Here is a 22,472-nt window from a genome sequence, read left to right on the forward strand (position 1 = left end):
TGCCGCTAAACATTATTTAAAATAAAAAAGGCGCCTCTTATAAGGCGCCTTTCTCACAATTAAAAGAGCTTATTTTCTATTTAAGCAATTTAACCATAGCTTCGCCAACCGCAGCTGCACTGCTAGGGTTTTGGCCTGTCACTAAACGCTCATCCACAACAACAAACTCTTGCCATGGTTGCACTTTATTATATCGGCCGGCAGTACGCGCTAGCTTCTCTTCTAACAAGTATGGAATCTTATTGATGGTATCGTAATCAATTTCTTCTTCGCGGGTAAAACCTGTTACTGACTTATCTGCTATAAGCTTGTTACCGTTTGACAAAGTAATTGGCAACAATCCTGCCGGACCGTGACATACAGCGCCCACTATTCCACCTTTCTCATAAACCGCTGCGCTTATAGCTGCAAATTCAGCATTATCTGCTAAATCTGAAAGTAGCCCAAATCCGCCAGGATAAAATACGGCATCGTAGTGATCTGCTGAAATTTCAGAGGCCTGTTTGGTGTTGTTGAGCTGCGCATTAAAATCATCGTTAGCTAAAATTTCGCTATTAATCGCATCATCTTCCATGTCAGTGCCGTAAAGAGGAGCTTTTCCACCTTCAATTGATGCAAGGTCATATGTAAAACCAGCATTAGTAAAAACGTGTAGCGCATGAGTTAATTCAGGCGAAAATGTGCCATTAGCTTCGTCGGTCTCGCCAAGTGTTGCATGGTTTGTTAAAGGAATTAGTATCTTTTTCATAATATTCTCGCGTTTATTCAATGTTGCATCATAGTAATTGTTTTTCTTTGAGATGATAATATACGAAAATTGCAAATCATTATTGCTATATGGCAACAATAGACTAGTATATTGTTAATATTTACAGGCTTGTAGCAAAAAAATCAGTATGAGAAAGTTAGACAGTTTTGACGGTATCAATGAGTTTGTGGCAGTTGCAGAGCATCAAGGTTTTTCAGCTGCGGCAAAAATACTTAATTGCAGTACAAGCCATGTTAGCCGCCAAGTAGCTAAATTAGAAGAGCGCCTCGCATGTTCTCTATTAGCAAGAACTACTCGATTAGTAAGCTTAACCCCTGATGGACAAGCGTATTACGAGCAATGTAAAGACATTGTACAAGCATTAAGCCAGGCCAATGAACAATTACGATTTAAGCAGTATCAACTAAATGGTACTTTGCGAGTGACTGCTGCGGGTACCTTTGCCGAACAATATGTGGTTCCAGCATTAATTGACTTCGCAAAAGAGCATTTAGAATTAAACATAGACATTAACTTTAACAGCCGTAACGTTAATTTTGTGGAAGAGGGCATAGATTTCGCAATTCGCTATGGGCAACTAAGTGACTCTAGTTTAATTGCACGCCCGCTAGCAAAGCGTCCTATGATGGCGGTTTCTAGTGCACAATATTTACATGAGAATGGCACGCCTAATTGCCCCGATGATTTAAAGCAGCACAGTTGTATTGTCGCCAACAGCGATGTTTGGCGCTTTAGTAACAAAAACACCACGTACAATGTGAAAGTAGATGGCAGATGGCGATGCAACACTGCTAGTGGTGTAGTAAATGCCTGTATTCAGGGCTTAGGTATTGCATATATGCCCAAAGCTAATTTTAATGAGGGCGTGGAGAAAAAAATGCTTGTACCTATTTTAGCTCCATATTGGAGTGCTGGTGCCAACAGTTCAATTGTATACCAAAATAAGCAATTTCTCCCTTTGCGTGCGCGCGTTGCAATTGATTACTTACTAGAACGGTTTAAAGACTGGCATGAATAAAAATAAAGCCTGAATACGTATGCAAGTATTTGGTCTACTGTTAATTGCCAGTTACAATCACTGGGTTTTAATTACAAATATTTAACATGCCCATCGAGTAACTTTTTAAAGAAGAGATGAATGAATAAGCAACAACCTCAGTTAAGTTTTTTCCAAGTATGGAATGTCAGTTTTGGCTTTTTAGGCGTACAGTTTGGTTTCGCCTTGCAAAACGCTAACGTATCAAGAATTTTAAGTGATTTAGGCGCAGATCTTCATTCCTTATCATTATTTTGGATAGTCGCACCACTAATGGGACTCCTCGTACAACCGATTGTAGGCGCGGCTTCTGACCGAACTTGGAATAAGTTAGGGCGACGTAAACCATTTATATTAGCTGGCGCTATAGCGGCAGTAATTGGTATGGTTTTATTACCTAACGCATCTTTATTTGTTGCGTTTATGGCGCCTATGATTTTTGGTGTGTTAATGGTCGCATTAATGGATGCTTCATTTAACGTTTGTTTCCAACCGTTTCGCTCATTGGTATCTGACATGGTACCCGCCCAGCAACGTAATGTGGGCTATTCTGTACAGTCAATTCTTATCAACATTGGGGCTGTTATAGGCTCTATTTTGCCTTTTATGCTGACCAACGTAATTGGGCTCGATAACACAGCACAAAAAGGGGAAGTTGCCAATTCTGTGGTTTGGGCTTTTTATATTGGTGCTACTGTGCTTCTTGGTACTGTACTGTGGACTGTGTTTAAAACGAAGGAATATGCCCCTAAAGATTATTATGCCTATAAAGGCTTAGACGCCAACACAGTTGAGAGTGAACTAAACACCAAAAAAGGCATGGGCGAAAAATTAACAGAGTTTTTCGCTTTGGTTAAAAATATGCCTGAAACTATGAGAGGCTTAGCACTCGTTCAATTCTTCTCATGGTTTGCTTTATTTATAATGTGGGTTTATACCACGCCTGCCATTACGCAACATATATGGGGAGTGGAGGTAAAATGGTTTGACCCTGATTATTTAGACTCTATCAACAACGTAGTGCCGCAAGCCATTGTAGATGCGAAAGGCGCTGCGGGTGATTGGGTTGGAATTTTGTTCGCTGCCTATTCTTTATTTGCGGCAATATTTTCTATATTTTTGGCTCGTTTAGCTGATAAATTTGGTCGTAAATTAGTGTACGCGAGTTCACTATTTTTAGGCGGAATTAGCTATATTAGTTTTATGTTCTTCCAAGATCTCACGCCAACGCATGTTGATTTACTCATTACGCAAGTGACGGTACCAGCTGGTGCAGTTTCCTTAATCATTCCTATGATAGGGGTTGGCATTGCGTGGGCAGCCATTCTTGCTATGCCATATGCCATGCTAGCGGGGGCATTACCTGCTGATAAAACCGGCGTGTATATGGGCATTTTCAATTTTACAATTGCCTTACCGCAAATCGTTTCTGGCTTAACGGCGGGGCTAATATTAAGCGTAGTCTTTGACAATGTGGCGAGTAATATTATTGTATTAGCCGGGGTATCAATGCTGTTGGCTGGTGCGTCCGTATTTTTTGTAAAAGAAACGGTATCAGCTGCAAAGTAACCCTTTAACTATGTTTGCCGAAATAGTGGCGTTTTCTATTTTGGCAAATTAACAATTAAATGAAAGTTTATGTAACCCTCGCTTTTAGTCTTGAATTCCGCACGACTTTCTTACCACTAAGTCAGGTTGCATAAGTATATCGTCAACCTTTTCGTTGTTGATGAGTTTGACTAAATTACTGACTAAAATTTGCCCGGCTAATTGAGTGTTTTGTTGCACCGTTGTAAGAGCGGGTGTACAAAATTCACTGATTTGAATATTGTCATATCCTACTACGGCTATGTCATCAGGAATAAGCAAACCGCGTTGCCGTATTGCACGTATTGCGCCTATTGCCATTAAATCAGATGCACACACAATTGCATTGGGTTGAACAGAGTCGAGTAAAATATTGGCCGCTTCGTAACCTGCGGTTTCAGTCGAAATAGCATCTACTTGAATAATGTTGTCAGGCGTTAATCCTACATATTCAATGGCTTTTACAAAACCTTCGTAGCGTGCCTTAAGTTCAGGCGCGTTGTCGCCAACGTCGCCAATAAAAGCAAAAGTTCTGTGCCCTAGCGTGAGTAAATGCTGAGTTATTATGTATCCGCCCTGAAAGTTGTCAGAGCCTATTGATACACCTGGGTGTTTATTATCGGGAGCGCCCCAACGTAAAAAATGTGTATTTTGTTCTTCTAACTGCGACAATTTGTACTCATAGTCAGTGTAACTGCCGTAACCTAATAATATTAGACCATCAGCCTTGTTGCTATCTTCATATTCGGCATGCCAATCATCGCCTAAGTTTTGAAACGACACCAATAGATCATAACCCGCGGCGGCAGAAGCCTTTGTAATGCTACCTAGCATACTAATAAAAAATGGGTTTATAGAGGAATCATCAGAGGTAGGGTCATCAAATAATAAAAGCGCTATGGTTGAGCTTTGTTGCTTTCGTAAGTTACTAGCGCTTTTATCTACTTTATAATTGAGCTCGGCTGCGATGCGTTTTACTTTTTCGCGGGTTTCATGGTTAACTAAAGGGCTATTGTTTAATGCCCTTGACACGGTTGATTGAGAAACGCCGGCCATATGGGCTATGTCAAATGATGTCGATTTACTTTTCATTTACTTCTTATTGTAAAAACGCAGTTGTTTTTTATACACTAGACTCACAAGTTAGTTCAAGCTCTAAATAGAATCGGGCTAATCTAAACTCTGACTAAATAGCTTGATATGTAAAACAAAAATAACCTTTATATCTTGTTGCAAGGTAATGATATACTCCTCGCATAAAATATAATATCTATACACTATAAGGAATGTCGCTATATGGCCGAGACTGACTACCGTCCGACCAATTTTATTCGTCAAATTATTGAAAAAGACCTTGCTTCTGGTCTTCATCAAACTGTAGCTACACGTTTTCCGCCTGAACCAAACGGCTACCTACATATGGGGCATGCAAAGTCTATTTGCTTAAACTTTGGTGTAGCGCAAGATTATCAAGGTAGCTGTAATTTACGTTTCGATGATACTAACCCTGAAAAAGAAAACATTGATTATGTTAATTCTATTAAAAATGACGTGTCATGGTTAGGTTTCTCTTGGAACGATGAAGAGAAATATTCGTCAAACTATTTTGATCAGTTATATGGCTTCGCCGTTGAATTGATTGAAAAAGGTCTTGCCTACGTTGATTTCAACAATCAAGAAAAAATGCGTGAATTACGCGGCACTTTAACAGCTCCAGGCGTTAACAGTGAATATCGAGATACGTCTGTAGAAGAAAACCTAGCGCATTTTGAGAAGATGCGCATGGGTGAATATAAAGAAGGTGAATGTAGTTTACGCGCTAAAATTGATATGAGCTCGGCTTTCATGTGCATGCGTGATCCTGTTATTTATCGCGTACGTTTTGCGCATCATCACCAAACGGGCGACAAGTGGTGCATTTATCCAATGTACGATTTTACGCATTGTATTTCAGATGCAATAGAGGGGATAACCCATTCCCTTTGTACCTTAGAGTTTCAAGATAACAGGCGTTTGTACGATTGGGTAATTGAAAACATCAGTATTGATTGCACACCTCGTCAGTACGAATTCAGCCGCCTAAATGTTGAATACACGGTACTAAGCAAACGTAAATTAATTCAGTTAGTCGACGAAGGCCATGTGGCAGGTTGGGATGACCCTCGTATGCCAACTATTGCGGGTATTCGCCGCAGAGGTTACACCGCCGCTTCTATTCGTGAGTTTTGCAAACGAATAGGGGTTACAAAGATGGATAACATGGTTGAAATGAGCATGTTAGAAGCGTGTATTCGTGATGAACTAAATGAAACCGCACCGCGCAGAATGGCGGTGTTAGATCCTATTAAAGTGGTTATTGAAAATTACCCTGAAGATAAAGTTGAAATTTTGTCGGCGCCTAATCATCCGAACAATGAAGAAATGGGTAATCGCGATATTTATTTTAGTAAAACTTTATACATCGAAGCTGACGATTTTAGAGAATCGGCCAACAAAAAATTTAAACGTTTAGTGATAGGTAAAGAAGTGCGTTTACGTAACGCTTATTACCTTAAAGCCGAGCGTTTTGACGAAGACGAAAATGGAAAGGTGACTTGCGTTTATTGTACTTACGATCCTGACACGCTGGGCAAAGACCCAGAAGACAGAAAAGCGAAAGGCGTAATTCATTGGGTAAGTGCAAGTCATGGTGTTCCTGCGAAAGTAAGGCTTTACGATCGCTTATTCACCGTTCCTAATCCAGCGGCAGCTGATGACTTTACAGCGTGTATTAATGCAGACTCATTACAAACGGTATCGGCTGTAGTAGAGGCATCATTAAAAGGCGTGAGTTCATTGAGTGGGTTTCAGTTTGAAAGAACGGGTTACTTCAGCGTAGATATTGATAGCACCGATGACTCACTTGTTTTTAATCGCACTGTAGGCTTGCGCGACACGTGGGCAAAAGTAAGTAATTAAGACAAAGTTAAGTTTACTAAACGTGGCTAATTGCTTATTTAAGCCACGTTTAGTGAAACCTTATTTTTTAACTTGGCAATCAAGTGACTGGCCCGAAACACCGCGGCTAATATCTGACATTAAATAAACATAAGTATTCATAATATCTTCAGGCTTTTTAAGCGATTCTGGGTTTTCTGCTGGATACGCTTTTGCACGCATATTGGTGCGTGTGGCGCCAGGGTTAATACAGTTGAAACGAACCGACGATGATTTGTATTCATCTGCTAATACTTGCATCATGCCTTCAGTAGCAAACTTTGAAATGCTATACGTTCCCCAAAAAGCACGACCTTTGCGACCTACTGATGATGTAGTGAATACCACCGACGCAAGTTTTGTCTGTTTTATAAGTGGCAATAAGGCATTTACTAATAAGAATTGGCTATTAACATTGACCTGCATTACATCGGCAAATTCTTTTTCTTTAATTTGTCCGAAAGGGCATAGGTTACCTAGCAAGCTTGCGTTTAATAAAACACCATCTAGGCGCTTATATTGATCTTCTATTGTTGAAGCAAGTCCTTCGTAATCTGATGCTTTTGCACCCAGTAAATCTAAAGGAACAATGCTTGGTGCAGGATACCCTTTGGCTACAATATCGTCATAAACGGCTTCTAACTTAGCCACAGTGCGCCCCAACAAAATAACGGTAGCACCCGCCTTCGCAAATGTAAGAGCGGCTACTTTACCTATGCCGTCGCCGGCTCCCGTAACTAATATTACTTTATCAATTAAACTACGTTCAGTGATTTGGAAATCTAAGTGAGGATATTGTTCAATCATTGATCATATTCCATATGGTAAAAAACGCGGTGATAGTATCGTACTATCTTGTTTTGACAAAGCAATGAGCTAGGGAAACATAAAAAATACACTTTTTATTACATTACGTTTACAAACACTTTGCAAATTGCACATAAAGTCAATAATATAGTCCCCTAGATAAACTGGTCATATGAGTTATTTAGTAAATAGCTAGGCGGTATGTTTTGAGCAAAGCGTTCTCATATTGTTATTCGCACTAGTTTCTAACAGGTATGCAAAACAAATAACTTATTATATATCTACAATAGAAGTAGGGAGATAGAATGAAGAAACTCTTAGTGAGCACATGTATCTTAGCAGCATTAGGTTTAGCAGGATGCGGTGGTGACACAATTAAAGATATACAAGCAGATACAACCGTTGATACACCATTCACTCGAGTGGTCTTTGACCCTGCAGCTGGTGTATTAAGTATTCCAAATGACTTGTTAATGATACCTGGTGAAGGTCAAGTTTTTGATTACACCTTGAATATTCCTGTTGCTGATACTAGCGACTTCTCTGACCCTCAAAACGCGCTGAATTCGCAAGATGGCTGGTCTACCAATTATCCCTTTCAGGTAGCAATTGATACGCCTACTAACGTGACTTTAGACGAAAGCACACTTGCTGCAGGCGTAAGAATTTTTGAAGCCACCCTTGGACTCGACATTGCAGACGCTGAATGTCAGGCAATTGCCATTCCCAGTGCCGGCTGCAAAATGGGTACTGAATTACAGTTAGGGGTAGATTTTGCCTTAACAGTAAGTGACGGAAACACGATTAACGTGATTCCGCTTAAACCTTTTACCGCAGCAAAAGGGCACATGCTAGTAATTACAAATGCTTTGAAGGATTCTTCGGGTAAAGGTGTTCAAGGTTCCACTACGTGGGATTTAGTGAAACAAGATATTGCTACTGCTCCTTTAGCAACAGAATCACAGTTGTCACTACAAACTCTAGTTAATACCTATGTTGATGCACTTGATTCTGTGTCAATTTCGCGCGACGAAATTAGCTATGTACAAGTTTTTACAACACAATCGGTTGATACCGCGTTATCTACCGTTAAGCAATTGCAAGTGGCTGAGTTTGCAGTGACATCAGCAGCCCAGCAGCCGTCTATTGTGGTTACTAATCCTAATGTTAACGGTTCTGCGCATGAGAATGTAGTGGCAACCTTTGATATTAACGGTAATTCATTAGCTGCTTCTATTGGCCTTCCAGCGGCGCTTGAGTATTCAAGTATAGAATCATGTGCGGGCGTTTTACCCGCTGCTGCCGGACAGTTTTTAGCCGCAACGGGGCAAACAACAGGAGATGCTGCTACCGACACGTTAATCAATGACACGCTACAACTTGTTGCATCTGCATTCGCTGTAAATTGTGCCGCAACCGTATATGATGCGAATATTTCATTAAGCTACTATTCAGGTGTGCCAACGGCAACTAACCCAATGGCTCCTGTTAACGAGTTTTGGGATGCAGCCTGCGATTCTGGTATTGCATTACGTAGTGCGCTAGGTACAGGCATTTTAGACGCTGCTACACCAGGCCCTAATGCGGCTCTTTGTCAGCAAGTGGGCTTAAACGACGTCCGCCTTGGTGACGCTATGTTTGACAGTTCACGTTTCATTACTAAATTCTCACCGGTTCCGCAAGCGAAGGGCAGTGAAAATGGTAAAGAAACTTTAGATGTACAAATTACTGTTCCAAATGTAGCGGTAGCTGCTGCACTAGGGCAAACCATTGAAATGCCTGATGGCGGCTGGCCAGTAGTTATGCTGGTACACGGTATTACGTCTCAAAAAGAGGCCATGTTGAATATATCAGGTGCATTGTCGTTAGCAGGTTTTGCGACCGTTTCAATTGACCAACCTATTCACGGTTCACGTGGGTTTGATTTAACTGGCAATGGTGTTGATGATATAAACGCAACAACAGTTAGTGCTACGCATTATCTTAATTTAGCCAGTTTGCCAACAGCGCGTGACAATTCAAAGCAAGCGGTTGCTGATTTGCTAGGTGTACGTTTAGGTTTAAATGCACTCTTTGATGCAACAGGTGGAAATGTTCAAGTTAATCCTAGCAATGTGTCTGTAATGGGGGTCTCATTAGGTGCTATTACAGGTGGTATGTTTGCCTCAATTGCTAATAATCCATTGCCAGGTGAAGCGGCGCCTTTTTCTAGCCTTTATGCGGTAAAAGCGGCATCGCTAGAATCTCCAGGTGGCGGTATCGCTAACTTCCTATTGGAATCGAATGCGTTTGGTCCGTTAGTTAAAGGTTCATTATTGCAACAAGGTTCACCAGATTTCCAAGCCGCTTTAGTGGCTCAGTTTGGAACAGTTGAAGTTACTCAAGAGCAGCTTGTTGCGGCAACTCTTGGCTTCTTGGCTGCCCTTAATACTGAACAGTTAGCTGCGGTGAATAGCCTGTTTACGCAATTTGCATTTGCCGCTCAAACTCTAACCGATTCATCTGACCCGATTAATTATTTTGCTAATTTAGCAAGTAACACACCGGTGCATATGATGACAGTAGTGGGTGATGGTAGTGAAGAAAACCTTCCTGATCAGGTAATTCCTGTTACCACCAGTTTGCCACTTTCTGGTCAGTTACCATTAGCGCAAATTATGGAGCTTGATACCATTGCATCTACTCAAATGGGTGATCCAATTAGTGGTTTAGTCCTATTTAACTCAGGGGCACACGCTAGCAGCTTGTCATTTGAGCGCAGTGCGGCGGTATATGCTGAGATGCAAAGTCAAGTTGCCGCTTACATGGCATCAGAAGCTACCGTGATTCAGGTAACAAATGAATCTGTTGTTCAACAAAACTAGTTAAGTTTTAAAACAAATAAAACCCGCCTTACTAGGCGGGTTTTTTATTGGTATTATGTCCCCATATAGTAAGTGGTTTAACTAGCATTGGAGTAAGGTGTTTGGAATTTTTATTTGAATATGGATTGTTTTTAGCTAAGGCGGTAACAATAGTGGTAACGATTATTGCAATCGTTTTAAGTATTTTGGTTCTTGCGAATAAGCAAAAGTCACATGAAGGTACAGGCAATTTAGAATTAGATTCGCTGTCTGACACCTTTGATGACCTAGCTAAAATGGGTAAACAAGCTTTACTGTCAAAAGAAGAGCTGAAACAACAAGCGAAAGCTAAGAAAAAATCGAAGAAAAAAGAAAGCGATAGTGCGTCTGAAAAATCAAAACATTTATTTATTGTTGATTTTAATGGTTCGTCGATGGCGAAAGAAGTTGAAACCTTGAGAAAAGAAATCACGGCTATTTTGTGTATTGCTAACCCTGATGACGAAGTACTTGTTAAAGTAGAAAGTGGGGGCGGTGTAGTACATGGATATGGTTTAGCGGCTTCTCAACTGAAAAGAATTAAAGACAAAGGCCTAAAGCTAACCGTTAGCATTGATAAGGTTGCTGCGAGTGGCGGCTATATGATGGCTTGTGTTGCTGATAAAGTGATATCGGCACCATTTGCTATAGTGGGTTCTATTGGTGTGGTAGCTCAATTGCCTAACTTCAATAAGCTATTAAAGAAAAATGATATAGACCTAGAATTACATACTGCTGGTGAATTTAAACGCACCTTGACGGTGTTTGGTGAAAATACGCAAGAAGGTCGTGATAAGTTTCAAGCAGAGCTTGAGGAAGTACATGGCATGTTTAAGACGTTTGTGTCGGATAATAGGCCGCAACTTGATATTGAAAAAGTGGCTACTGGTGAATATTGGTACGGCACAAAAGCTAAAGAACTAGCCTTGGTTGATGAAGTACAAACATCTGATGACTTCTTAATGAAACAAAATGAACACTATAAATTGTTTAAACTTAAATATGCAGCAAAGAAGACCCTCGCACAAAAATTAGGTTTGGCAGTTTCACAAGGCATTGAGAGCGGCTTAAGCAATGTGTTAACGAAAGTAAACACGTGGCGCGTTTAAATTAAAATAGCTGATTTGATGTCACTTATTTTAATAAACTAAAAAAAGACCTAAGCGGTCTTTTTTTAGTTTACGCCTTGCGAATTATCTAGGAGCCTTGGCGCCAGGGTTGGCATCTTGAATTTGCTGAGTATAAAAATCTTTTACCGAAAAACTAGGGGTTTTAGATTTTTTAGGACTAGCTTTCTTCTTAGTCTCTTTTTTGGCTGCTGTTTTTTTACTCGGCTTTTCATCACTTACTTTAGTTTGACCACTTAACTCTTCAGTAAGCTCCTCTAATTGGGCTAAGCGAATATTCTTGCCACCATCTACACTATACCAGCCACCCTTTGCTTCAACAGAAGGCGCTTTGCCATTTGCTTTCGTATAGGCTTGGGTAAAATTTTCTAAAACGGTTTCTTTATCTAATTTGCTCATTGGTTAAAATACACCTTTACATGGTTAAATAATGTTATTATTGAACAGTTTATACACATTTAACTGAAAATGTCTAATTTCTTAATAAAAGGATAATAAAATGTTAAGAAATGAATTATTAAGTGCTTTAAATAATTTGTTGTCTGCCAGCAGCATTTCTGACTTTTGCCCCAATGGACTTCAAATTGAGGGCCGAAATAATATTAGCAAATTGGTCACTGGTGTAACGGCCAGTGAAGCGCTAATTGATCAAGCTATATTAGAAAATGCGGATGCAATTTTAGTGCATCATGGTTATTTTTGGAAAGGTGAAAGCGCCCAAATAACAGGTATGAAGAAACGCCGAATTGGTAAATTGCTTGCTCATGATATTAATTTATTGGCTTACCATTTACCCATAGATGTTCACGCAAGTTTAGGCAACAACGCCCAACTAGGTAAAATGTTACAGTGTTCTGAAATCACTTCCATTGAATCAATACAACCATTAGGGATTGTAATGCGTGGTAATTTGCCTAAGCCTATGAGCCATATTGAGCTGAAAACATTTTTAGATAAATCGCTAGCGCCAAATAGCACTGTAAGTGTAGGCCAAAAACAAAGTATTCGTAATATCGCATGGTGTACGGGGGGAGGCCAATCATACATTGACCAAGTATTCTTAGCATCGCAAAATACAAATTCACCTATTGATGCATTTATATCGGGCGAAATTTCAGAGCAAACTACGCACAGCGCAAACGAACAAGGCATTGATTTTTTTGCTGCAGGTCATCATGCTACAGAGCGTTATGGTGTTAAAGCGGTAGGTGAATGGGTTCAAAATCAATACGCAATAGATGTAAAATTTATTGATATTCCTAATCCAGCTTAATTCATTTAGGACAATATGAGTAAAACAAAAAAGGCGCGTGTGCCTAGAGTGGAAACGACTTCCTTTAACGGCATAGCTAATAAATTTGACGAAAATATTTATGGAACCAGCAAAGGTCAACTGCGTCACCAATTGTTGGTTCACTATTTGCAACCTTACCTTTTAGGTGAGCCACTTAAAGTGCTAGATGCAGGTGGTGGTACAGGAATGATGGCTTGCGAATTTGCTAAGAATGGACATAAAGTTACCTTAAATGATGTGTCTCAAGATACACTAGACATAGCATATGGAAGGTTAGCTAGTTTCCACGATACAAAGGTGATTTTAGGCGAAATAAATGAACTAGATGGTGCTTACGATCTTGTTATATGCCACGCAGTTTTAGAGTGGTTGACCAAGCCCCTTGAATGTATTGAAAAACTCGTGCAATTATTAAAACCAGGTGGAGTGCTTTCGTTATCATTTTTTAATTATGATGCTAAAGTATTTAATAATTTACTGTACGGCAATTTTAAGTACGTTGAAGAGGGGATGCCCTCAAAGAATACGGTTCGATTAAATCCGCACAATGCCCAAAAACCCCAACAAGTTATAGATAAACTTGAGGCGATGACTGGCGTCAAAATTTTGGCGACAGCCGGTATTCGATGCATACATGATTATATGTTTGATAAACAACACATTGATGATAATTACCAAAAATTATTTGAAATGGAATGTGAATATGGCGCGAAAGCGCCGTATAAGTGGATGGGAAAGTATTTTTATGTACAAATACAGAAGCGTCAAGAATTAGGCGCTTTGTAGTGCTTTTTCAATATCTGCGCTTAATGCGGCTGGTTTAGTTGCAGTAGCGAAGCGTTTTATGACGCGCCCATCTTTTCCTACCAGAAATTTAGTGAAGTTCCATTTAATTCGCTTTGTTCCCAATATGCCGGGTGCGTCATTTTTTAAAATTTCAAAAATAGGGTGGGTATTATTACCATTCACATCCACTTTTGTTGAAAGTGGAAAGCTGACGCCGAAATTAAGTTGGCAGAATTCTTCTATCTCAACGTCACTTCCTGGTTCTTGACCAGCAAACTGGTCACAAGGAAATCCAATTATTTCAAAACCTTGGCTGTTATATTTTTGATATAAGCTTTCTAAGCCTTCATATTGAGGGGTATAGCCACATTTACTGGCGGTGTTAACAAACAATACCACTTTACCAGTGAAGTCTGACAAAGCGACTTCTACACCTTTGTTACTTGTGAACGCCAACGAATGTAAGTTTGAAGACATATTGTTAGTTTCCTTTAAAACATTGGTGCATAGAATAGCACTTTTCATTTAGCGCAGAATAAAAATATATAATATTAAAATATAGGCATGATGTATGCATCTGTTTAAAAAGTGTACACTAGACAATGGTCGTATTTGAACAAGTCAATTTGAAATTATATTCACGCTAACACACAATAACTACATTGATTAATCGAATGTTTTTAAAATAAGTTCAATAACTGTCATCAACTGAGCGATGACAAGGGGTACTATTATATGGAAGGACCATTGGGTGAATTTTTTAGCTCAGATTACATGCCACACGGTCATTGCTATTTGTGGCAGCCGGGTATTTTATGGACACATGTAATTTCAGATTTATTAATCGCGTTTTCTTATTTTTCTATACCATTCATACTTTTATATCTACTTAAAAAACGCGAAGACCAACCTTTCAGTGGAATCTTTGTTTTATTTGCTCTGTTTATTTTATCTTGCGGTGTCACCCACCTATTTTCTGTGTACACCATATGGAATGGATCTTATGGCTTGCATGGATTATTGAAGGCTATTACTGCTCTATTTTCGATTACTACAGCCTTCGTTCTATATTTTTATATAGACAAATTTATTGCTTTGCCTAGCTCATCTGAACTTACCTCAGCCTTAGAAAAAGCCTCAGAAGAGCGGCTAAAGCGCGTGAAGCTTGAAATTGAAACTAAAGCGAATTCAATATTTCAGTTCTCTGTAGAGCTATTCCCTACAGGCGTGTTAGTAATAGACAAGCAGCAAAACATACAAATTGCGAACAAAAAACTTGAGGAAACTTTCGGTTATAGTCCCGGCGAACTAAAAGACAAAAATATCAGTTTATTGCTTGAACCTGAGCATGCTCAAAACCATAGCGTATTGGTAAATGATTTCATGAAAGTTAATACGGCTAGTAAGCATATGGCCAATAATAGAATTGTTTGGGGGCGAACAAAATTAGGCGAACAGGTACCTATAGAAGTGACCTTATCAGTGCATGAATTTGAAAATGATAAATACACTTTCGCTTCGGTGATGAACGTTACTGATGTAGGGGTACACAAAAAACGCTTTATGGAAACGTCTCGTCGTCTACAGCGAGCCGTAGACGTAGCTGATGTGGGTATTTGGGAATGGAACTTATTAACTAACAAGGTCTGGTTTAGCTCAAAACTACTCTCTTTTATAGGTTTAGAGAACATAGCTGGAGATGTTACTTTTGAAGATTGGTTTAATCATATTCATCCTGACGAACGCGAGTCAGTGAAATTGCGATTAGATAGGCATTTAAAAGGTGAAGATACCTACGATATTGTGTACCGAGGTACCAATTACAGTGGTGTATATAGGTGGTTTAGAACCACCGGTGACACTATATTTGATGCTTCAGGTAAACCACTTTTGATGTCAGGTACATTAATGAGTGTTGATGAGCTTAAAAACCTACAAACCGAAGTTGAAAATAAAAATCAATTTTTGGATGCGGTTTTAGCGCAATCAAATGCGGCTATCTTTATTGTTGATATTGTAACGAACAAGGTCATTTTTACCAATTCTCAAGTTTTTACTATGTGGGGTTACTCACTTGACGAATTACAAAACATTATCCAAAACGATGGCTTGTTCAGCGTTATTCACCCAGATGATAGTGAAATCCTTAAAAAGCACTTACTAGATTTAAGACATGCGAAGGTTCACGAGCGATTTACTATTGAGTATAGAATGCTGCATAAAGAGGGGCACTGGGTATGGACCTTATCTAAAAATTCACTTTACTCTACTGATAACAGCGGTGAGCATATCGAAGTCATGGGCTCATCTATTGATGTGAGCGATATGAAAGCTCGCGAAGAGAGTATAAAACACCTGGCGAAAGAATTTCTAGACACATTTGAACAAGCGGCAGTTGGAATTGCACACGTTAACTTTGAAGGCCGCTGGCAACGAGTAAATGGCAAGATTTGCGAGATACTTGGCTACGATCGCGAAGAGTTAATGTCAAAAATCTTTATGGAAATTACTCACCCTGATGATTTAAACGAAGATGTGGAATTAGTTAAAAAAGTATATAACCGCGAAATAGACCACTACATTATTGAAAAACGATATATTAATAAAAAGGGCGAGATCATTTGGGCGCGATTAACAGTGTCTATGGTACTAGATGAACACGACTGTCCCAGCCATTATATTTCAGTTATTGAAGATATTGGTCAACAAAAAAAGCTTGAATATGAGCTATTACAGTCAAATGAAGAATTGGAACAATTTGCCTATGTAGCATCGCATGATTTAAAAGAGCCATTGAGAACGCTGCAAACCTATACTTCATATTTAATTTCTGACTTAGCTTCTGGAAAAGCCGAAAGAGTAGAACAAGATAAAGAATTTATTGATAGTGCATCAAAACGTATGACATCGCTAATTGATGACCTTCTAAAATTCTCACGAGTGGGGCATTCAGAAGTCTATTTGACGCAATGCGATCTAAATGAATTGGTTAGTAACGTAATTCAAGATCTCAATGTGAAAATTAATGAAACACAGGCTGTTATGAATGTAGCTAATGACTTACCTACCATAGAGACTGATCCTGACCAACTGCGTTTAGCGCTGCAAAATTTAATACAAAATGCCTTAAAATTTACAAAGGACGATACCCCTCCCGTTATTACTATAGAGGTTGACTTTACCCCTGATGGCAAGCATCTATTGCATATTAAAGATAATGGAATAGGTATAGAAAAAGCCCATCAACAACAAATTTTCGGACTTTTCAAAAAATTACATAATGCCAGCCGATACAATGGAACAGGCTTAGGCTTAGCTATTGTCAAAAAGATTGTAGTGAGATTGGGCGGCGAAATTTATTTGCAATCAACTGTAAACGAAGGCTCTACATTTACTATTGAGCTTCCAAAAGATAATAGTAAGGAACAATGATGAAAAAGACAGTGCATTTGATGTTAGTAGATGACAATAAATCAGATCAGGTGGCTATTGAAAGGGCCTTGGAAGATGGCAAAATTGCTTGTAGATTGTCAGTGCACAGTGATGGCCGTTCAGCGTTAAACAAACTTAGAATATTTGCAGAAAATAAAGATTTACCCGATTTAGTGTTAATGGATATAAATATGCCAATACTGGATGGTAAGCAAACCTTAGAAGCCATCAGAAATGACAGCGCTTTAAAACACTTACCCGTGGTCATGCTAACTACATCCAATAGAGATAAAGACGTCATAGAAAGTTACCGCTTGGGCGTAAATGCTTACTTAACCAAACCAGTAGCTGATATTGATTTCATGAACACCATAAGGCAATTAGAAAACTTTTGGTTCGAGCTAGTTGTTTTACCCAAATGACAAATGATTGTATGAAAATCAAACAAATACGTTGCGTCTAAATTTTAAAATAAGTAAAGTGCGAGCTAAATGTGATTGAGAATACCACGTTGAAAAATAAATCGATTATTAGCGCATATAATGAATAGCCAAATATGTTAAGGGCAAAATATGAGTGAAGAGATGACGTCGTTGCTAATTGTAGAGGATAACCCTGCGGATATGACTCTGTATCTAAGGTTACTCGAGGATGTGGAGCACGGCTTTGAACACGTTGAGTGTTTATCTACCATTAAAAGCGCTAAAAAGAGTTTAATTGGCAAGCCGCCACCGACGTGCTGTTTACTTGACTACAATCTACCCGATGGCAGCGCCTTATCACTACTAGAATCATTACAGTCTGACAAGGGATTTTCAGCTTGCCCGATTATTATTATTACCGGGCAGGAAGATACAAAAAGCGCGGTGCGCTTATTAAAACTTGGCGCCCAAGACTATATAGTGAAAGACGAGCTTACCCCAACCACTTTGCTGCGAACCATTAGAAATGCAGTTAATCAATGGAAGCTAAATAAGCAATTAGAGCAAATGGCCTTATATGATTCGCTAACGGGGCTAACAAATAGAGGCTTGTTTTTAGAAAAGCTTGATCAAACATTTAATGAATCCGCACGCTATAAACATCACTTCGGATTAATGGTAGTTGACTTAGATAAGTTTAAATCAATAAATGACATTTATGGTCATCAAGCGGGTGATTATGTGCTGCAAATGGTAGCTAAAAAGCTACTTGGAGCACTGCGAAGTTCAGACGTAGCTGGGCGCTTAGGAGGTGATGAGTTTGCTATTTTGCTACCAGAAACGTGCGAAAAGTCTGCTCATATAGTGGCTAAGAAGCTAGTTGCAACATTAAGCTTTGATATTACGTGGAAAAACTCAATTATTCCTGTGAGCCCATCAATCGGCGTGGCAATGTACCCCAGTAAAGCGCAAAGTTATAAGAAGCTAATGCGTGAGGCCGATATGGCTTTATACCGAGCAAAACATAAAGGTCGCTGCCAGTATGTAGCGTATAACGAATGTGGGCTTGACGAAGAAGATGAAAGTGAACGTCTTAAAGACCTAATTCCCAAGGCATTGCAAAACGGCAAACTACAAATTGCATTTCAAGCGATTGTTGATGTGGATAATACCGATTTCTATGCGGTTGAAGCCTTAACTCGATGGCAGCATGAAGGCCGATGGGTGAATCCCATTGAAGTAATAAATATTGTAATGGAACTAGGCTTAGATATGGAGTTTCATTCTTGGCTGCTCACGCAAAGTTTATTAAAATTAAAAACGTTTCAGAAAGACAAACCAGGTTTAAAGCTATGTTTAAATTTACCGGCAAATGTATGTCATAACTTTAATTTTACTAACCTGATTGAAAAAGCATGTGAACAATACAATGTGGATTCACATGACGTTATTCTTGAGGTAACTGAGACCCACTTAATGCCGCAACCTGAAAAAGCAAGAGAGTGTTTAGAGTTACTAGTGAATGCAGGTTTTAATGTAGCAATTGATGACTTTGGAACCGGATTTAGTTCAATGGAGTACATAGCAGATTTGCCATGCAATATATTAAAAATTGATAAAAAGTTCTTTTTGGAGTTAGAACAAAATCCCCGTAATTATAAAATTATTGACGCGATTTCATCACTTGCTCATAGCTTAGGAATGAAGGTAATAGCAGAGGGTATTGAGACTAAAAGCTTGAGTTTAGCTGCGCGTGATTTGAAGTGTGATTATTTACAAGGTTATCATTTAGGTTTTCCTGTAATAGATTGTGAAGATTGGCAGGATTTTATATCACGTTCAAACACTAACCCAAATACTGACGCTTAGTAAATGCGGTTATGCATTTACTAAGTTGATCAAGCTGAATAGATACTGTTAAATGAAGGTCTTAATTGATACCAAGGTTTACTTTAATATGGGCAAGTCTGATTTCGTTTTTGTCTGACAAACTAATGGTAGCCAAGTCTTTGTATAAGCTTTCAGCTTCAATTCCTTGGTATTCAAACTGCTGCATATCAGCCATACATTGTAATAAGTTAAGTGCAAAAGCAGGGACACCAGGCAGAGTTTTATAAGCCTTATGAAAACACACTAGCGCATCAGCATACTGCTTGTTTATATAGAGCTTAGTGCCTCTGTCATTACTTTGTAGGGCTCTTTCTTTTTGTAAGTCATTGTCTTGCTCAATATCATTGACCAATTCTGTGCATATTAACCTTTCAATATGGCTATCTTGTGAGAGTAATGCATCATCACATTCCATTAATATTTCAGTGGCTTTTTCTGAATTACCCACGCCAAACCATATTTTTACAGCATCCAAAAGGGTAGTTGTCTTTATATTTGAAACAGTTTGAAATGGACTCGCTTGTTCAATCATTTTTTCTGCTTTCTCAATATTACCTTCAAGCATATAAGCAAGTGCAAGCATATAATTTTTTTGTAATTCAGCCTGCCTGTCACTACTTCCTCTATTAGCCTTTCCAATCAATCGTCGTGCGGCTGATAAATTTGCATCTTTTTCAGCTTGTGCTTTCCCATGATCATTCGGCTCAGCTTTTTCATTTGCTGACTCAGCAAGATGTATATGAAACCTCGCTAACTCCATGGCGTAATCAATCATTCTGTCTTTTACGGTTAAGTTACTTTGGATTTTTTTCTCTAGTAAGCTTTGAGCTTGGTCATTTTTGTCTAACATTTTGTAGCAAAGGACCTTCAAGCGCGTAGCTTGAATTGATAATTCACTATCTTTGATATTACTCAGTAAAGCTTCGGCCTCTTTGTACTCTTCTTTACCTAGCGCAACACTCGCTAACCATTCATATGCTTTATCTTTTGTTAGGCTTTCAGACACCAAGTGATTGAGTAACTTTTGGCAGTGATGCCATTTGCCAGTAAAGAACTCGCTTTTAATTAGTCCCCAATGTGCCCACAATACGTTTGAAGACTTTTTCAAAATGCCTGAGTAGAGTTCAACGGCCTCATTGTATTGCTTTTCGCGCATAAGCAAACGACCTTTAAGCTTTAGAAAATCATTTTTAAAGCGCTTGTTCGTTAATGTCTGAATTTTTTTATTAATTAAGCTTAAGGCCAAGTCATCATTTTGCTGAGCCATGTAGTCTAATACCGGCATAGTTTCAGCACGTAAGCGAAGATAATGACTCAAATTCAAACGCAAACTTTTTATTGTGTAAGGTTTAATTAAAATAAAATCAGGATACAAATCAAGGATTTGACCAATAGTTTGCGGCATACCATCAGATGTAATGAACACCAATCCCATATTGGCTTTAAATAACTTACTTTCTTGAAGCTGTTGAATCCATTCGACCCCATTTTTGCTTTGGCCTAAATGAAAATCCATTAGTATTAAGTCAACGTTATTGAGTCGCAAACCATTGCGCAGCTCTTTGCCGTTGCTGTAACTGGCAATATCATAGTTGTCGATAGCCATTAAATGGCTTCGCAAGTTTGTACGAGCGGTGGCGTTATCTTCAACAATAGCAATACGTAAGGGGCGAACGTATTGCTCTTGCAAATTTGCGTTTGGAAACATGAGATCCCTGTGATGTTATGGATTAAAAATCACACTAAATAGCTATTCTTTAGTCTAAAAATACTCAATATTAAACCTATCGTAATTTATATCGACAAGGTGGGAGTTGTCATTAGTAATCAATAATAACAAATGCGTTTTTACACATTCAACCATTGGTGATAACAATTTGTTTACAAGGTAAAGGCATTTCATTTATAGTTGACGTTAACGTAAAGGTAAACCCTTGGCTAAACCAACCAAAAACGGTGACATATATTCATGAACAAAGTGCCTCAACTTATAAATGGACAATTCTTGGTTTCCAGCAATAATCAAGTTATTAGCGTGTCAAACCCCGCTAATAATGAAGAAATAGTGCAACTGCCGGTATCAAGTAATAGCGAACTTCAGCAAGCAATTAACAGCGCAACGAATGCATTTCATACTTGGAAAAAAGTCCCCGTATCAGAGCGCGCAAGGTTAATGCTACGTTACCAACATTTGCTTAAAGAAAATCATGATGACATAGCTAAAATTCTTTCCCAAGAAACGGGGAAAACTTTTGACGACGCTAAAGGCGATGTTTGGCGAGGAATTGAAGTAGTAGAGCAAGCCGCGAATGTTGCTTCAATGATGATGGGGGAAACCGTTGAGAATGTGGCCAGTGATATTGATACCTACAGCATGATTCAGCCTTTAGGCGTATGTTTAGGCATTACGCCGTTTAATTTCCCGGCAATGATCCCTTTATGGATGTTCCCTCTGGCTATTGCTTGCGGAAACACCTTTGTACTCAAACCGTCAGAACAAGACCCTCAAACCCCCATGAAACTTGCCGAATTATTCATGCAAGCAGGCGCGCCTGCTGGGGTGCTTAACGTAGTGCACGGCGGTAAAGATGAAGTAAATTACTTGCTTGAACATAGTGATATAAGAGCGGTGTCATTTGTGGGGAGTGTGCCAGTAGGCCAACACATTTATAAAACGGCCACCAATAACATGAAACGTGCACAGTGCTTTGCAGGGGCAAAAAACCACTGCGTAATAATGCCTGACGCTAACAAACAACAAGTATTGAACAACTTGGTAGGAGCAAGTGTAGGCGCGGCTGGGCAGCGTTGTATGGCTATTTCTGTAGCCGTTTTTGTGGGCAATAGCCAAGAATGGATAGAGGAACTGGCAAACAAGATCGGAGAAGTGAAACCTGGACTATGGGATGACAAACAAGCAGGCTTTGGCCCGCTTATTTCCCCGCAAGCCAAAGCGCGCGTTTTATCACTCATTCAACAGGGTAAAGATGAAGGTGCAACTTGTTTAGTTGATGGCTCGCAAATTACCGTGGATGGTTATGAAAATGGGAACTGGATAGGCCCTACGGTTTTCAAAGATGTGACGCCTAGTATGGCTATATATCAGCAAGAAATATTTGGCCCAGTGCTGTGCTGTATATGCGTAGATACCCTTGATGAAGCAATACAATTAGTCAATGCTAATCCATATGGTAACGGCACCTCAATTTTTACAGCCAGTGGTGGTGTAGCTCGAAAATACCAAAGCAATGTAGAGGTGGGGCAAGTCGGTATTAATGTGCCTATTCCAGTACCGCTTCCGTTTTTCTCATTTACTGGGTGGAAAAACTCTTTTTACGGTGACTTACACGCCTACGGTAAACAAGCTGTTCGCTTTTATACCGAAACAAAAACCATCACCGCAAGATGGTTTGAAGATGATGCGGTGTCAGATGTCAATATGACGATTCATTTAAAATAGCGGG

The 22,472-nt window shown here is 39.3% G+C and carries 17 protein-coding genes; 11 read left to right on the forward strand and 6 right to left on the reverse strand.

The window, feature by feature from the left end:
* Positions 1 to 76: 76 nt before the first annotated feature.
* Positions 77 to 748 carry a type 1 glutamine amidotransferase domain-containing protein gene (locus ACOI22_RS01520; RefSeq protein ID WP_420669491.1) on the reverse strand — a complete coding sequence of 224 codons (672 nt, stop codon included), beginning with the start codon at positions 746 to 748 and terminating at the stop codon, positions 77 to 79.
* 148 nt (positions 749 to 896) lie between these two features.
* Here ACOI22_RS01520 and ACOI22_RS01525 point away from each other — a divergent pair, with 148 nt between their 5' ends.
* Together ACOI22_RS01525 and ACOI22_RS01530 are read left to right on the forward strand one after the other, a co-directional pair.
* Complete coding sequence (locus tag ACOI22_RS01525) at positions 897 to 1,787, forward strand: LysR family transcriptional regulator (protein ID WP_420669493.1); 891 nt, start codon at positions 897 to 899, stop codon at positions 1,785 to 1,787.
* 120 nt (positions 1,788 to 1,907) lie between these two features.
* Positions 1,908 to 3,374: an MFS transporter gene (locus ACOI22_RS01530; protein WP_420669495.1), complete on the forward strand. Its 1,467-nt coding sequence runs from the start codon at positions 1,908 to 1,910 to the stop codon at positions 3,372 to 3,374.
* A gap of 84 nt (positions 3,375 to 3,458) precedes the next feature.
* Here ACOI22_RS01530 and ACOI22_RS01535 read toward each other — a convergent pair whose 3' ends face one another.
* Complete coding sequence (locus ACOI22_RS01535; RefSeq protein ID WP_420669497.1) at positions 3,459 to 4,484, reverse strand: LacI family DNA-binding transcriptional regulator; 1,026 nt, start codon at positions 4,482 to 4,484, stop codon at positions 3,459 to 3,461.
* Positions 4,485 to 4,688: 204 nt separating this feature from the next.
* Between ACOI22_RS01535 and glnS the strand changes: the two genes are divergently transcribed.
* Entirely contained in the window at positions 4,689 to 6,350 is a 1,662-nt protein-coding gene (glnS, locus tag ACOI22_RS01540; protein WP_420669499.1) for a glutamine--tRNA ligase, read from the forward strand.
* 60 nt (positions 6,351 to 6,410) lie between these two features.
* On the opposite strand, the gene ACOI22_RS01545 is transcribed toward glnS, so the two are convergent.
* On the reverse strand, positions 6,411 to 7,175 hold the full coding sequence (locus ACOI22_RS01545; RefSeq protein WP_420669501.1) for a YciK family oxidoreductase: 765 nt from the start codon (positions 7,173 to 7,175) through the stop codon (positions 6,411 to 6,413).
* A 305-nt stretch (positions 7,176 to 7,480) separates the two neighbouring features.
* On the opposite strand from ACOI22_RS01545, the gene ACOI22_RS01550 reads away from it, so the two are divergent.
* Positions 7,481 to 10,039, forward strand: coding sequence for a VolA/Pla-1 family phospholipase (locus tag ACOI22_RS01550; RefSeq protein ID WP_420669503.1), 2,559 nt, complete (start codon positions 7,481 to 7,483; stop codon positions 10,037 to 10,039).
* A gap of 101 nt (positions 10,040 to 10,140) precedes the next feature.
* Positions 10,141 to 11,166: a protease SohB gene (gene sohB / locus ACOI22_RS01555; protein WP_420669505.1), complete on the forward strand. Its 1,026-nt coding sequence runs from the start codon at positions 10,141 to 10,143 to the stop codon at positions 11,164 to 11,166.
* Between the two features lie 84 nt (positions 11,167 to 11,250).
* On the opposite strand, the gene ACOI22_RS01560 is transcribed toward sohB, so the two are convergent.
* Positions 11,251 to 11,583: a hypothetical protein gene (locus tag ACOI22_RS01560; protein ID WP_420669507.1), complete on the reverse strand. Its 333-nt coding sequence runs from the start codon at positions 11,581 to 11,583 to the stop codon at positions 11,251 to 11,253.
* Positions 11,584 to 11,683: 100 nt separating this feature from the next.
* On the opposite strand from ACOI22_RS01560, the gene ACOI22_RS01565 reads away from it, so the two are divergent.
* Both ACOI22_RS01565 and ACOI22_RS01570 read left to right on the forward strand, forming a co-directional pair.
* A complete protein-coding gene (locus ACOI22_RS01565; protein WP_420669509.1) occupies positions 11,684 to 12,457 on the forward strand; it encodes a Nif3-like dinuclear metal center hexameric protein in 774 nt (257 codons plus the stop codon).
* Between the two features lie 15 nt (positions 12,458 to 12,472).
* Positions 12,473 to 13,264 carry a methyltransferase gene (locus ACOI22_RS01570; RefSeq protein ID WP_420669511.1) on the forward strand — a complete coding sequence of 264 codons (792 nt, stop codon included), beginning with the start codon at positions 12,473 to 12,475 and terminating at the stop codon, positions 13,262 to 13,264.
* Here the strand turns inward: ACOI22_RS01570 and ACOI22_RS01575 are convergent.
* Positions 13,250 to 13,741 carry a glutathione peroxidase gene (locus ACOI22_RS01575; protein ID WP_420669513.1) on the reverse strand — a complete coding sequence of 164 codons (492 nt, stop codon included), beginning with the start codon at positions 13,739 to 13,741 and terminating at the stop codon, positions 13,250 to 13,252. The two genes, ACOI22_RS01570 and ACOI22_RS01575, sit on opposite strands and share 15 nt — an antisense overlap.
* Positions 13,742 to 13,999: 258 nt before the next feature.
* On the opposite strand from ACOI22_RS01575, the gene ACOI22_RS01580 reads away from it, so the two are divergent.
* The 3 genes from ACOI22_RS01580 to ACOI22_RS01590 all read left to right on the forward strand — a co-directional run bounded on the left by ACOI22_RS01580 (position 14,000) and on the right by ACOI22_RS01590 (position 18,987).
* Complete coding sequence (locus ACOI22_RS01580) at positions 14,000 to 16,696, forward strand: PAS domain S-box protein (protein WP_420669515.1); 2,697 nt, start codon at positions 14,000 to 14,002, stop codon at positions 16,694 to 16,696.
* Positions 16,696 to 17,118: a response regulator gene (locus tag ACOI22_RS01585; protein WP_420669517.1), complete on the forward strand. Its 423-nt coding sequence runs from the start codon at positions 16,696 to 16,698 to the stop codon at positions 17,116 to 17,118. Before ACOI22_RS01580 ends, ACOI22_RS01585 begins: the two co-directional genes overlap by 1 nt.
* 150 nt (positions 17,119 to 17,268) lie before the next feature.
* Positions 17,269 to 18,987: an EAL domain-containing protein gene (locus ACOI22_RS01590; protein WP_420669519.1), complete on the forward strand. Its 1,719-nt coding sequence runs from the start codon at positions 17,269 to 17,271 to the stop codon at positions 18,985 to 18,987.
* Positions 18,988 to 19,048: 61 nt separating this feature from the next.
* Here ACOI22_RS01590 and ACOI22_RS01595 read toward each other — a convergent pair whose 3' ends face one another.
* On the reverse strand, positions 19,049 to 20,716 hold the full coding sequence (locus ACOI22_RS01595; RefSeq protein ID WP_420669521.1) for a response regulator: 1,668 nt from the start codon (positions 20,714 to 20,716) through the stop codon (positions 19,049 to 19,051).
* Between the two features lie 261 nt (positions 20,717 to 20,977).
* Here ACOI22_RS01595 and ACOI22_RS01600 point away from each other — a divergent pair, with 261 nt between their 5' ends.
* Positions 20,978 to 22,468, forward strand: coding sequence for a CoA-acylating methylmalonate-semialdehyde dehydrogenase (locus ACOI22_RS01600; RefSeq protein ID WP_420669523.1), 1,491 nt, complete (start codon positions 20,978 to 20,980; stop codon positions 22,466 to 22,468).
* The last annotated feature ends 4 nt before the right edge of the window (positions 22,469 to 22,472 follow it).

The organism is Glaciecola sp. 2405UD65-10 (genome assembly GCF_048820975.1).
GTDB lineage: Bacteria > Pseudomonadota > Gammaproteobacteria > Enterobacterales > Alteromonadaceae > Glaciecola.

Excerpts from the sequence above, each read along its gene's own strand:
- ACOI22_RS01600 (WP_420669523.1), top strand. The coding sequence starts at position 20,978 with ATGAACAAAGTGCCTCAACTTATAAATGGACAATTCTTGGTTTCCAGC.
- glnS (WP_420669499.1), top strand. The coding sequence starts at position 4,689 with ATGGCCGAGACTGACTACCGTCCGACCAATTTTATTCGTCAAATTATT.
- ACOI22_RS01545 (WP_420669501.1), bottom strand. The coding sequence starts at position 7,175 with ATGATTGAACAATATCCTCACTTAGATTTCCAAATCACTGAACGTAGT.
- ACOI22_RS01585 (WP_420669517.1), top strand. The coding sequence starts at position 16,696 with ATGAAAAAGACAGTGCATTTGATGTTAGTAGATGACAATAAATCAGAT.
- ACOI22_RS01595 (WP_420669521.1), bottom strand. The coding sequence starts at position 20,716 with ATGTTTCCAAACGCAAATTTGCAAGAGCAATACGTTCGCCCCTTACGT.
- ACOI22_RS01570 (WP_420669511.1), top strand. The coding sequence starts at position 12,473 with ATGAGTAAAACAAAAAAGGCGCGTGTGCCTAGAGTGGAAACGACTTCC.
- ACOI22_RS01550 (WP_420669503.1), top strand. The coding sequence starts at position 7,481 with ATGAAGAAACTCTTAGTGAGCACATGTATCTTAGCAGCATTAGGTTTA.
- ACOI22_RS01575 (WP_420669513.1), bottom strand. The coding sequence starts at position 13,741 with ATGTCTTCAAACTTACATTCGTTGGCGTTCACAAGTAACAAAGGTGTA.
- ACOI22_RS01580 (WP_420669515.1), top strand. The coding sequence starts at position 14,000 with ATGGAAGGACCATTGGGTGAATTTTTTAGCTCAGATTACATGCCACAC.
- ACOI22_RS01560 (WP_420669507.1), bottom strand. The coding sequence starts at position 11,583 with ATGAGCAAATTAGATAAAGAAACCGTTTTAGAAAATTTTACCCAAGCC.
- ACOI22_RS01520 (WP_420669491.1), bottom strand. The coding sequence starts at position 748 with ATGAAAAAGATACTAATTCCTTTAACAAACCATGCAACACTTGGCGAG.
- ACOI22_RS01590 (WP_420669519.1), top strand. The coding sequence starts at position 17,269 with ATGAGTGAAGAGATGACGTCGTTGCTAATTGTAGAGGATAACCCTGCG.
- ACOI22_RS01530 (WP_420669495.1), top strand. The coding sequence starts at position 1,908 with ATGAATAAGCAACAACCTCAGTTAAGTTTTTTCCAAGTATGGAATGTC.
- ACOI22_RS01565 (WP_420669509.1), top strand. The coding sequence starts at position 11,684 with ATGTTAAGAAATGAATTATTAAGTGCTTTAAATAATTTGTTGTCTGCC.
- ACOI22_RS01525 (WP_420669493.1), top strand. The coding sequence starts at position 897 with ATGAGAAAGTTAGACAGTTTTGACGGTATCAATGAGTTTGTGGCAGTT.
- ACOI22_RS01535 (WP_420669497.1), bottom strand. The coding sequence starts at position 4,484 with ATGAAAAGTAAATCGACATCATTTGACATAGCCCATATGGCCGGCGTT.